At 52.7% G+C, this 10,802-nt stretch carries 12 protein-coding genes; 2 read left to right on the forward strand and 10 right to left on the reverse strand.

Going from position 1 to position 10,802, the window contains the following annotated elements; all coding sequences use genetic code 11:
• Positions 1 to 63: 63 nt before the first annotated feature.
• Positions 64 to 450, forward strand: coding sequence for a cytochrome b562 (gene cybC / locus B3Z23_RS06275; RefSeq protein ID WP_294904374.1), 387 nt, complete (start codon positions 64 to 66; stop codon positions 448 to 450).
• 45 nt (positions 451 to 495) lie between these two features.
• Here cybC and B3Z23_RS06280 read toward each other — a convergent pair whose 3' ends face one another.
• The 7 genes from B3Z23_RS06280 to B3Z23_RS06310 form a co-directional block, all read right to left on the reverse strand.
• A complete protein-coding gene (locus B3Z23_RS06280; RefSeq protein ID WP_038023395.1) occupies positions 496 to 1,278 on the reverse strand; it encodes a class II aldolase/adducin family protein in 783 nt (260 codons plus the stop codon).
• A gap of 19 nt (positions 1,279 to 1,297) precedes the next feature.
• Positions 1,298 to 2,083 carry an ABC transporter ATP-binding protein gene (locus B3Z23_RS06285; protein ID WP_294904379.1) on the reverse strand — a complete coding sequence of 262 codons (786 nt, stop codon included), beginning with the start codon at positions 2,081 to 2,083 and terminating at the stop codon, positions 1,298 to 1,300.
• Positions 2,077 to 3,075: an ABC transporter permease gene (locus tag B3Z23_RS06290; RefSeq protein WP_294904382.1), complete on the reverse strand. Its 999-nt coding sequence runs from the start codon at positions 3,073 to 3,075 to the stop codon at positions 2,077 to 2,079. Before B3Z23_RS06290 ends, B3Z23_RS06285 begins: the two co-directional genes overlap by 7 nt.
• The gene (locus tag B3Z23_RS06295; RefSeq protein WP_294904386.1) at positions 3,056 to 4,153 is read right to left on the reverse strand and encodes an ABC transporter substrate-binding protein; all 1,098 of its coding nucleotides are present in this window, start codon (positions 4,151 to 4,153) and stop codon (positions 3,056 to 3,058) included. Before B3Z23_RS06295 ends, B3Z23_RS06290 begins: the two co-directional genes overlap by 20 nt.
• A gap of 90 nt (positions 4,154 to 4,243) precedes the next feature.
• Positions 4,244 to 5,431, reverse strand: coding sequence for an acyl-CoA dehydrogenase family protein (locus B3Z23_RS06300; protein ID WP_294904389.1), 1,188 nt, complete (start codon positions 5,429 to 5,431; stop codon positions 4,244 to 4,246).
• 20 nt (positions 5,432 to 5,451) lie between these two features.
• Positions 5,452 to 6,543, reverse strand: a complete 1,092-nt coding sequence (locus tag B3Z23_RS06305; RefSeq protein WP_294904393.1) for an LLM class flavin-dependent oxidoreductase — start codon at positions 6,541 to 6,543, stop codon at positions 5,452 to 5,454.
• A 186-nt stretch (positions 6,544 to 6,729) separates the two neighbouring features.
• Positions 6,730 to 7,692 (reverse strand): ABC transporter substrate-binding protein, encoded by a 963-nt coding sequence (locus B3Z23_RS06310; RefSeq protein WP_294904396.1) that lies wholly within the window; start codon positions 7,690 to 7,692, stop codon positions 6,730 to 6,732.
• 110 nt (positions 7,693 to 7,802) lie between these two features.
• Here B3Z23_RS06310 and B3Z23_RS06315 point away from each other — a divergent pair, with 110 nt between their 5' ends.
• Positions 7,803 to 8,687: a LysR family transcriptional regulator gene (locus tag B3Z23_RS06315; RefSeq protein ID WP_294904399.1), complete on the forward strand. Its 885-nt coding sequence runs from the start codon at positions 7,803 to 7,805 to the stop codon at positions 8,685 to 8,687.
• Positions 8,688 to 8,768: 81 nt separating this feature from the next.
• Here the strand turns inward: B3Z23_RS06315 and B3Z23_RS06320 are convergent, their stop codons facing one another.
• The 3 genes from B3Z23_RS06320 to B3Z23_RS06330 all read right to left on the reverse strand — a co-directional run bounded on the left by B3Z23_RS06320 (position 8,769) and on the right by B3Z23_RS06330 (position 10,526).
• Positions 8,769 to 9,197, reverse strand: a complete 429-nt coding sequence (locus B3Z23_RS06320) for a hypothetical protein (RefSeq protein ID WP_294904401.1) — start codon at positions 9,195 to 9,197, stop codon at positions 8,769 to 8,771.
• A 202-nt stretch (positions 9,198 to 9,399) separates the two neighbouring features.
• Positions 9,400 to 9,828, reverse strand: a complete 429-nt coding sequence (locus B3Z23_RS06325) for a hypothetical protein (protein ID WP_294904404.1) — start codon at positions 9,826 to 9,828, stop codon at positions 9,400 to 9,402.
• A complete protein-coding gene (locus B3Z23_RS06330; protein WP_294904407.1) occupies positions 9,825 to 10,526 on the reverse strand; it encodes a hypothetical protein in 702 nt (233 codons plus the stop codon). The genes B3Z23_RS06325 and B3Z23_RS06330 overlap by 4 nt, the downstream gene beginning before the upstream one ends.
• Positions 10,527 to 10,802 lie beyond the last annotated feature (276 nt).

The following is a 10,802-nucleotide window of genomic DNA, read 5'->3' on the forward strand; positions in this document are numbered from 1 at the left end:
TGCGGGCTCCGGCGACAATCATAATTATGCCGGGCCTTGATTATCCACATTGAGGAGTGAGCAATGCATAAATCGTTGAAAACAACACTATCTGCTGCGTTACTGCTTTCCTGCGCCACAGCCTATGCCTTACCGCTGGAACAGGATATGGACATTTTAGGTACCGAACTGGCGACGGTACAGAGCACGGGGAGTGCCGCAGAGATGCAACAGGCTTTGCAGAAGATGCACGATGCTGCGGAAGATGCAAAGAAATCGCCCCCCTATAAACTGCAGGGTCAGGCCGCTGACAGTGAGGGGATAAAAGAATACCACGCCGGGTTGGATCAGCTGATTGCCCAGATAGCGGTGGTGGATAAACTGGCTGCTGCCAATAAATTACCGGAAGCCAAAGCAGAAGCCAAAAAGCTGGGTGATATCCGTAATCAGAATCACAAAAAGTTTCGCTAGATAATATCCGCCAGCACTATCCTGTCGGGACGGTGCTGGCAGTTATCAGCGCAATTCCGGATCGGGCAGAGAACGGAGTAATGCCTGCCAGTGTTTACGGGTAATCGGGTCGTTACCGTCACGGAAACGGGACGATTGCTGACGAACCTTATCAATCGCGTCCTGCGGCGCCAGTAAAATATTTTCCCGTCCACCGGCCAGGGCGGCTATCTGAATATTACAGGCCCGTTCCAGCATATGCAGATGGCGAAATGCCTGAGCAATGTTTGTACCCGCCGCCAGTAAACCATGATTACGCAGGATCATCACATCACTGTCTCCTAAATCACGGACCAACCGTTGTTGTTCGTCCAGATCGAGAGCAATACCTTCATATTCGTGGTAGGTGATGCGAGAGTAAAATCCCAGCGCATGTTGTGAAATGGGCAGTAAGCCTTCGCGCTGTGCCGATACCGCGACCCCATCGCGGGTATGGGTATGCAGAATGGCTTTCAGATCAGGACGGGCTTCATGAATAGCGCCATGAATAACATAACCCGCTTCATTAATTCCGAGCCCTGTCGGGTCATCGATAATATTGCCGCGTACATCGATTTTAATCAGACTTTCCGGGGTAATCTCTTCAAATAACAGACCGTAGGGGTTAATCAGGAAATGTTCTTCCTTCCCCGGTACCCGCGCCGAAAAGTGGGTGTAAATATGGTCGGTGAGCTTCAGTTGTGCGGCCAGCCGGTAGGCGCGGGATAAATCCAGCCGCACGGCATATTCTTCAGCAGACCAGGGATGTGCCGCAAGGGTGCTGTGACGAGCTAAAGTGTCTGTACTCATAAGGATTCCTGTCGATAAGTTACCAGTCGGTCCCCTGGCCCAGCAGGGCCAGAATTTCCTGACGTTGTTTCACCAGCAAAGGAGCATCACGATGGCGCGGGAAAGGCGCCGGATTATGAAATTCCGCCAGAATACGGGCAGGACGTGGTGAAAACACCACCACCCGATGACTGAGCAGCAAAGCTTCTTCAATATCGTGGGTGACCAGCACGCTGGTATACCCCTGGCTTTGCCACAGGGTGATCAATTCGCTTTGCATCCGGATTCGTGTCAGTGAATCCAGTTTGCCCAGCGGTTCATCCAGTAGCAGCAACCGCGGTTCATTTAGCAAGGCTCTGGCCAGCGCAGCACGCTGTGCCATGCCTCCGGAAAGTTGTGCCGGCCAGGCATGAGTAAACTCCTGTAATCCGATACGGGAAATCAGTTGATCGGCTTTTGGCTGCTGGTCTTTGAGTTTTCTGGCCTGCGGGCCAAGCAGGACGTTCTGCCGGACAGTCAGCCACGGGTAAAGCGTCGGATCCTGAAATACCAGAATCCGGTCAGGGCCGGGAGCGGTCACTGGCTGGTTATCTGCCAGCAGCTGTCCTTGTTGTAGTGGTTCCAGGCCAGCCAGCAGGCGTAGCAGGGTAGATTTACCACAGCCAGAAGGACCGAGCAGTGCGACACTCTCGCCAGGTTCAATCTGCAGGCTGACATTATCCAGCACCGGCAGTTGTTTATCTTTCAGGGTAAAGCGATGACTGATATTTTGCAGGCGAATACTCAGCCCACGGGAATCGTCTGTTGCCAGTGCGGTATTTACCATTTCATGGTTCCTTTTTGCCAGCGTAACACCCGGTTTCTGACCGCAAACAGCAGGCTAATCAGACCTGAACACAGCAGAGCCATCAGTATTAAGGCTGCATACATATTGGAATAGGCTGCCCAGCCCTGTGCCCATTGCAGATAGAAGCCGATTCCCGATTTCACACCGACCATCTCGGCCACAATTAATACCGAGAATGAGGCACCCAGACCCATAAACAAGCCAACAAATACACTGGGTAAGGCCGCAGGAATAGCGACCCGTAAGATCAGAAAGCGTGAGTTTCCGCCCAGGGTGCGTGCCACGTCGTACCACGCCTGGTCGATACTGGCGACGCCGGACCAGGTCAACACCGTGACCGGAAACCAGGTGGCCAGAGCGATTAAAAATACGCTGGCCTCATGGCTGGTCGGAAACAGGAAAAAACAGAGTGGCAGCAGGGCTGTTGCCGGCAGAGGCCCTAGTACCCTGAGTAACGGATGCATCCAGTAGCCGACCCGCGGTGACCAGCCGATCGCAAGCCCGGCAATAAAGCCAAATAATGTCCCCAACAGCACCCCACTGAGTAGCAAGGATAATGAGTGATACAGGCTGTCCAGCAGACGTGGCCAGTCATCGTGGAACACCTGCAACAATGCCTGAGGTGGTGCGAAAAATGGCACCGGCAGTACCAGCAGTTTTGCGGTCAGGATCTGCCAGCTACTGAGCAGTACCGGCAAGGCTATCAGCCATGCTGCGGCAGTCTTCAGGTGTGGCAGATGGTTGACCCAGTGTCGGAAAGTCAGGGTCAGCACCAACAATATCAGGGCAATAGCGGTGTTGATTTCTGCCCACAACTGCGAGTAGGGCCAGTCTCTGGCGCCGTCAGGCCAGTAAAGGGTAATGGCGGCCGAAACCAACCAGAACAGAGCGGCAATTCCGCCTTTGGTCCAGAGCCCGGATATCCCCGGGCGGGCGGGCGAAGCCAGGTTATCAGGCGAATACATTTGCATAAATACTCTCCGAGAACTGGTGAGGATTTACTGAAGCACTAATGACCTGCACCCGTTGTAAATCGGTCACATAGCGGGTCAGCTCGTTGACAAAGACCTCACCGACCGCGTGATGGTCATGGGATTCACTCATCAGAATGGCTGAAACTTCCTTTGGCGTGGTATTCAGTGCATGAGCCATGAATTCGGTGCCTACTTTTTGCGGGTTTTTTGCGGCAAAGCTATGGGCATCCAGCAGAGACTGGGTGAGGGCTGCGGCTGCGGCTTTATGCTTACGTGCCAGGGTGCCGCTGACTCCGATAACGCAGCAACTGAGATTGGCATATTCGCCGGTCATATTGCTGGCCAGGAGTTTGTATTTTCCGGTGTCCAGCATCCGGGTACTGAAGGGTTCGCTGCCGCTGATGGCGGCAATTTCACCATTATCCAGAGCCCGGGTCATCAGGTCTGCCGGATAGACCTTCCACTGCACATCGGCAATCGGATCGACGCCATGATTTTTCAGCAGAATGGCAAAAAAGTTCTTATCGGGACCGGCCATGTCCGTGACGCCAATCGACTGGCCTTTCAGGCTGCTCAGTGAAGTAAAGGGTGAATTTGCGGTGGTCAGCAGACTCAGGCATCCTCCATGGGTTCCCGCCGTCAGTTTGACGTCGAACCCCTGCTCAAGGGCTTTTAACCAGCGCAGAGCCATCCCGATACCGGCATCGGCTTTGCCGGTGGCAATAGCCTGTAACAGCACGTCGGTCGAGTTTCCGAAGTTGACGAACTCGACATCCAGGTTGTACTTGCTAAACAGATTCTGTTGCTGTGCCACCGTGACCGGCGCAATACAGATAGCATTTTGATTAATAGCCAGTTTTAACTTAAACGGCTCCGGTAAACGCAGCGAAGAAGTATCCGCAACCCCGCCTTTGGTATTGTCAGCCGTCTCGATCATTCCTGCCATACCGGCCATTGAATCGCTGGCGGGCTGTGCCGCCCACAATGATGAAGAAAATCCGCCCAGTAACGGTGTGGCAGCCAACCCGGAACTTAGCGCCAGAAAGCGCCGGCGGGACAATACAGAAGAGCGCATAGAATAATTCCTTGTCATCAGTTCCCTGTAGCGGGAAGAAAGTTATTGCCGGGCGGTATCACCCTAAGCTGAGTCGTGGCACGGAGGTGATTATTCCGTGACCGGTGATATTATTGTTTTGGTGCTGGTCAACCGCTGGCGGCCTGCCAGAGTCCAGGCACTGTCGCGCTGAGGTGTGTGTACCCTGCCACACAACACATTGCGATAATGACGTTCCAGGGGGTTCTGGCGGGTCAGACCATGATTTCCCGACAGTTGCAGGGCCAGTTCGACCGCCGCGATGGCATTGTCAGTAATTGTCGCTTTAGCCAGCCCTGCGTCGGACTGACTGAAAGCTTCCCGGGCGGCCAAATCCAGCAGACTACGGTTTGTCAGTAACAGAGCTTCAATCTGTCCGAACTGTTCCTGAACCCTGGGCAGTGAGGCCAGCGGTTTACCCAGTCCGGACGGAATTCGTTGCTGTAGCCAGCCGGCTAACCAGTCGATAGCTGTGCGGGCAATGGCGTCATAAATCGCTGCCAGCAGAGCGGTATTTGCGTTAGCAAACCGGGTCAACGCCTCATTATCGGGTGTGACAACCTCGGAAAACGGGGTGACATCGGCGGCATAATTTAACGGGACGGTGACGTTGTTCAGAATGACTTCATGGCTGCCGGTACCGCGCATGCCAAGATGATCCCAGCTTTTGATAATGCTGATCCCCGGGGCTGATTTAGGCACTAACCAGCTTCCGACCAGCGGCGTCGGGTCATCACTACGCGCCCAGACCGCCAGCCAGTGCAGGCCTTCAATGCCGGTGGTATAGAGTTTATGACCATTCAGTACCCAACCGGTTGCCGTGCGTTTGGCGACCGTTTGCGGCAACCCCCCCCGGGCAGGCGAGCCCAGTTCCGGTTCTACCCGCAGGCTGTTAATTAACCCACCTTCACTGACCGCAGATTCCGACACCCGGCGGAGAAGCTCTGCCGGCCAGCGATTAGGCTGACGGAGACGAAGGTGATGCAGATAGTGCATGCAGGTAATCAGCGCGGTTGAGGGTTCTCCTCCGGCAATGGCGGCTATTACCTGTTGCAGTGTGGCTAATGAAGCACCATTGCCACCATATTGCCGGGCAGTTGCCAGGGACAACAGGTTATTTTGTCGCAGCCATTCCAGATTCTGATGCGGGAAATCACCAGACTGATCGATCTGTAACGCGCTTTCCGCCATTTTATGGCGGATATCAGCAAATTGCGGGCCGGCAGGCCAGGGGGACGAACGGTTTTCTGCCTGGATCATTAAAGGTTCCTCTACAGCTATCAGGCGCGTTTGCGTTCAGCCTGCTCACGGGCAGCGACTTTTTCACGGGTGAGTGGCAGCAAGGCTTTGCCATAGTCCACCGCATCATTCAGCGGGTCAAAACCACGAATCAGGAAGTTCCGGACGCCGAGGTCGTAATAATCCAGCAGTGCATCAGCCACTTGTTCCGGAGTGCCCACCAGAGAGGTGGAGTTTTGACCGCCACCTACCAGTCGTGCGATACCTGTCCACAGGCGTTTATCAACCACGTCCCCCAGAGCGGCGGTTTCGCGCAGCCTTCTGGCACCGACACTTTGCGGTTTATTGTCTGGTTTTAGCGGTCCTGAGGTTTGTTGACGATGAGTGGCCGTAGCGAGAATCTGCTCCGCTTTTTGCCAGGCGGCCTCTTCGGTGTCTGCAATAATTGGCCGGAAAGAGACACTGAATTCAACTTCGCGGCCGTGACGGGCAGCTTCGGCCTTGACGCGTTCAATGGTTTCTTTGGTCTGCGCCAGGGACTCTCCCCACAGCGCATAAACGTCAGCATGTTTTCCGGCAACACGAATTGCAGCGTCTGATGAACCACCAAAGAATACCGGGATTGGCTGGTCTGCTGTGGGGCGAATCGCGGACACTGCCTGCTCCGCCCGATAGTAGGTGTTACTGAAATCGAACGGTTTGTCCCGCGTCCAGACATCACGCACGACATCGAGGAATGCTTCACTTCTGGCGTAACGTTCATCGTGGCTGAGAAAGTCGCCATCTTTCCGCTGCTCCGCATCACTGCCACCGCTGATGATATGGACCGCCAGGCGGTTATCCAGCAACTGATGCAGCGTGGCAAATTTGCGGGCCGCCAGGGTAGGTGAGACAAATCCCGGGCGATGGGCGAGTAAAAACTTAATTTTTTCGGTAGAAAGCCCGGCCAGTGCTGTCACCAGGAAACCGTCAGGCTGGTCAGAAGCATGGGCAACCAGCAGGCGGTCAAAGCCCGCATCTTCATGGGCGCGGGCGATACGGGTAATGTAATCTTTATCAAAAACAGGGCCGGAGGCCGCGATGGTTTCTGAACTCAGGCGGTGGCTGATCATACCGATAAACTGAATGCTCATAGTCGTTTCCTGTATACCTAACGGGTTACCGGGGACCTCCGGAGGCCGGAGGAGATTTTTTATACTCTAGGCTGATTGTTAATATGATCAAAATTCATTTTTAACATTAGTTATTATGCATATCAGATATAACTTATCTGAGGGAAGATGGCTGCTGCGATGGCGGGCACCCCCCGCACCCCCCGGCTACAGGAATCCTTTGATGGCATGATCGTTGACGTTAATTTTATCGGGCAGGATGCCGTAGTGATAAAAGCGGTCTGCGGTTGATTGCAAACTGGTCAGGTCTGCGGTAGTGACACTGCGTGAATCGGTGGCGGCCCGCGAGGTGATCAGTTTGGCAGTGGCCGGTGGCAGATGGCTCAGTTTCGCGTAACTTTCAGCATATTGCTGTGGATGGCTGAGTGCCCATAGCCTGGCCTGACGAACTCTGCCGGCAAAATCTTTAATTGCCTGCTGTTTAGCCGGATCAGCCAACGATTGGGTGGTGGCGGTCAGAAATGAGAATGATGAAGTGAGCTTGCTGGCATCGGTGATCAGCCGGCCGCCGTTTTGCTGAGCCACTGCCAGATAAGGATCAAATACCGCCCACGCCTTAATCTGACCACTGTTGAAGGCCGCGCTGGCATCGACCGGCAGCACAAACCGTATCTTTGCATCCTGACGGGATAGACCCGCCTTTTCCAGTGCCAGATAGAGCAGATTTTGCGAAATACTGCCGGCGGCGGAGGATACTACGACTTGTTGTCCGCGCAGATCATTCACGCTGTTAATCGGACTGTTGGCCGGTACTACGATCCCGTTCCCTTTTCCGCTGCTGACTTCGGTCAATATAATTTTCAGATTAACCCCGCCTGCCAGGGCCTGTAACACCGGTAAATCCCCCGCATACGAGGTATCGACCGCGTCTGCTCTCTGGGCTTCAAATAACGGTGCGGCCCCCTGAAAATTAGCCCAGCGGATTTGGTAGGGAATCCCCTGCAACACTCCGGAGGCTTCGAGCAGGCTGCGTAAAATACGTGCCTGATCGCCGATCACCAGAGTGGTCTGGGCCGCACTGGCATTGATCAACGTTCCCAGAATTAACCACAAGCCCAACACCCCGGCGATCATGCGTGTGAACTGACGACCAGCTAAGGAAAAACGCATAAATAATTCCTGACTGAAATGAAATGTGTTATTACGTTAGCAAAGGGATTTTTATTCCTAAAATGCAATTTTAAGCTAAACTAATATGCAATAAGTTCATAAGAGAAATCATGCGAATAGACGACATTGATGCATTGCTGGCTGTGGTGCAGTTTTCTTCTCTGAGCCAGGCGGCCGAGCATCTGGGGATCACGCAGTCGGCGATTACCCGCCGGCTACAAAGTCTGGAGCAGTCATTAGGGACTCAGTTACTGGACAGGCAGACTAAACCTTTGCGGCTGACAACGGTCGGTCAACGGGTGTACCAGCAGTGTCTGACCCTGAAAAGAGAAGCCAGACGGTTGTATGCACTGGCGGATGAAGAAGGACAGGCACGTGGCCCACTGCGGCTGGGTCTGCCACAGAGCCTGAGTGAAATCAGCCTGACACGGACGCTGGAAAAATTACGCGGACAATTTGAGCATGCCGGCGTGACTATCAGTTGTGGATGGGGAGGGCAGTTGCTGAAAAGGCTGGAAAATCTCGATCTGGATGCGATGCTGGCGATCGGTCCGGCGAACCTGGCAGTACCGGAAAACATTCAGTCTGTGAATCTTAAGCCACTGGCTGTGGCTATCATTGCCCGCAAGGGGATGTATCCGGAGGATATTCCGTTATGTGAAGCAGCACGGCAGGGATGGGTGCTGAATCCGGAAGGGTGTGGTCTGCGGGCCGGGGTTATCCGTTATCTTGAACAGCAAGGCAGCCGGTTAAAGGTGAATGTGGAAAGTGCCGGCGCACACTTGCAGATGGAGCTGGTGGCCAACGGCGTAGGTATTGGCATAGTGCCACTGGCCGTGCTGGAGAGCAGCCCGCTACGGGATCAATTGCAAATAATTGCTGCCAGAGAATACCAGCCGGAAAACTTTCTGTGGCTATTATCCCCGCCGGAACAGGGCAATCTGATGCCAGCTATCCAGGCTTTTGCCCGCCAGGTGGCTGATCAGTTACCGTAAGCCGGTCAGGGCAGGGGGCCGTGAGCTGACAGCAGAAAACAGACCGCAAAAAAACCGCCGCAGCGGGTTTTCACTGAAAAGTTAAAAGCTAAACCGGTAATCGATGATCTGGATGATTACCGCTGGTGGCGTTGTATTGCTGGTCATCACCGAAACGTTTACCTGAGGCTGATTATTGGTCCAGCAGGTACTGTCGCACATCCCCCCTCGTTGATATCCGCGATCTGTCAGCCAGGCGTCAATTTTGTCTGTATCTGAAGTGCCCTCAAATGTCAGCTTATATATCTGGATGTTGGAGCCTTCAATATTGAAGTATGAAAAACGGTAATTATTAGTGATTTTCGGCATGTGCTTCAGCAGGTCAGGCGTGTAGTAAGCATATTCAGGCCAGCCCTGTTCAGTGTAATGTGCACTCTCAGCGAATGACATTTTGATGAACTGGCCGGCTAAATAAACACTCACGGCACATATCACCGAAACCGCTATCGTTATCTTACGGGATGTTTTCATAATGGCTTAATATCTCTGCCAAACAGGATAAACCGCGATCGACAATCCCAACATCACCGGAGTTCCGGATATCGTAAGGAGAAATACGCATCATGTTCCCTTATACGTCTTAGCAATAGCGGGTATTTTTTCATCAGATCGGCGTTAGCTGGTTTTATAAAGCAGAAAGCAAAAAAACGCAAGGTGGACTGCTCACCAAAAGTTAAAAGCTATAACGATCATCGGTAATTTGGATAATTACCGCTGGTGGGGTGGTATTACGGGATACCACCGAAATGTTTACCCGGGGTAGGTGATTGGTCCAGCAGTGTTTTTCGCACATCCCTCCTCGTTGATATCCGCGATTAGTCAGCCAGGCGTCAATTCTGCTGGCGTCTGAAGTACCCTCAAATGTCAGCTTATATACCTGGAAATTGGGGCCCTGAACATTCAGGTATGAAAAATGGTAATTATTAGTGATTCTCGGCATGTACTTCAGCAAGTCAGGCGTGTAGTAAACATATTCTGGCCAGTCCTGTTCAGTGTAATGTGCACTCTCTGCGAATGACATTTTGATGAACTGACCGGCTAAATAAACACTCACGACACATAACACCGAAACCGCTATCGTTATCTTTCGGGATGTTTTCATAATGGTTTAATACCTCTGCCAAACATGATAAACCCGCGATCGCGATCGACAATTCCGACATCACCGGAGTTCCGGTTATTGTATGGAGAAACACGCATCATGAAGCCCGGGAGTTGCCCGAGATAAGGGCTGGCATGAGGATAGTGAGTTGGGTCGGGAAATAGTAATGGCCGGAATGTCTCATTTTTCCATGAACCTGTTTTGCCGTAATGATCCCACCGTTTTAACGCTTCGGCCAGGCTAACCGGCTTTAACTGGCTGACCGCATTATTCATGCAAAACATTATCCGGTAAAATCCCAACAGATCTGAGACCAGATCTTCTCCGCTGAAACCGCTGTCTGTGCTCCAGCTAAACGGGAAGGAGCTTTGTAAATGTTCAAACCTTCGGGCCACTGTCATCATCATTGCAAGAGCAATGCTTTGCTTTTGATGAAAGGGAAGCCCTTTTCTTAGGCGCCAGGTAAGTTGTTTACCTACCGTTAAATGGCGACTGAAGCCAGCCATGCTTTGTCTGTAAGTGACATCATAAGTGGGGCCGTTCCGGGATTCTCCCCTCAGCATTTGCGACCAGATTTTCTGAATGTCATCGCCCCGTGCATGACCCAGGTCTATCCAGCCTGCTAATTCCGTATATACCAGCCCTGATCTGGCGGTATCTCCCCCGGAACCGTCAATAATATCGCTCCGTTTACTCATCCCTGATCTCCCTGTATTTACTTCAGCCCTTGATTTGCTAAATGTTCCCTTATACCTCTTAGCAATAGCGGGTATTTTTTCATCAGGTCGGCGTTTAAACAGTGATTTGTGATAAGAAAAGTTAACAATTCTTTGGCTTACTTAACCGGTAAGCCGCGTTCCGTGGGTGAAGAGCGTCGTAGACCCGTCCACGACAGGGCAGCGGTCGCGGGTTTTCAGGGAGCAGAAAGCAAAAAAACCGCCGCAGCGGGTTTTTCACAGAAAAGTTGAAGCTGA

This window comes from Tatumella sp. UBA2305, from assembly GCF_002345795.1.
GTDB lineage: Bacteria > Pseudomonadota > Gammaproteobacteria > Enterobacterales > Enterobacteriaceae > Tatumella > Tatumella morbirosei.

What these genes read in the sequence shown, in the direction of transcription:
- B3Z23_RS06300 (WP_294904389.1), bottom strand. Translation starts at nt 5,431, where the DNA reads ATGATCCAGGCAGAAAACCGTTCGTCCCCCTGGCCTGCCGGCCCGCAA.
- B3Z23_RS06320 (WP_294904401.1), bottom strand. Translation starts at nt 9,197, where the DNA reads ATGAAAACATCCCGTAAGATAACGATAGCGGTTTCGGTGATATGTGCC.
- B3Z23_RS06325 (WP_294904404.1), bottom strand. Translation starts at nt 9,828, where the DNA reads ATGAAAACATCCCGAAAGATAACGATAGCGGTTTCGGTGTTATGTGTC.
- B3Z23_RS06330 (WP_294904407.1), bottom strand. Translation starts at nt 10,526, where the DNA reads ATGAGTAAACGGAGCGATATTATTGACGGTTCCGGGGGAGATACCGCC.
- cybC (WP_294904374.1), top strand. Translation starts at nt 64, where the DNA reads ATGCATAAATCGTTGAAAACAACACTATCTGCTGCGTTACTGCTTTCC.
- B3Z23_RS06315 (WP_294904399.1), top strand. Translation starts at nt 7,803, where the DNA reads ATGCGAATAGACGACATTGATGCATTGCTGGCTGTGGTGCAGTTTTCT.
- B3Z23_RS06310 (WP_294904396.1), bottom strand. Translation starts at nt 7,692, where the DNA reads ATGCGTTTTTCCTTAGCTGGTCGTCAGTTCACACGCATGATCGCCGGG.
- B3Z23_RS06290 (WP_294904382.1), bottom strand. Translation starts at nt 3,075, where the DNA reads ATGCAAATGTATTCGCCTGATAACCTGGCTTCGCCCGCCCGCCCGGGG.
- B3Z23_RS06285 (WP_294904379.1), bottom strand. Translation starts at nt 2,083, where the DNA reads ATGGTAAATACCGCACTGGCAACAGACGATTCCCGTGGGCTGAGTATT.
- B3Z23_RS06305 (WP_294904393.1), bottom strand. Translation starts at nt 6,543, where the DNA reads ATGAGCATTCAGTTTATCGGTATGATCAGCCACCGCCTGAGTTCAGAA.
- B3Z23_RS06280 (WP_038023395.1), bottom strand. Translation starts at nt 1,278, where the DNA reads ATGAGTACAGACACTTTAGCTCGTCACAGCACCCTTGCGGCACATCCC.
- B3Z23_RS06295 (WP_294904386.1), bottom strand. Translation starts at nt 4,153, where the DNA reads ATGCGCTCTTCTGTATTGTCCCGCCGGCGCTTTCTGGCGCTAAGTTCC.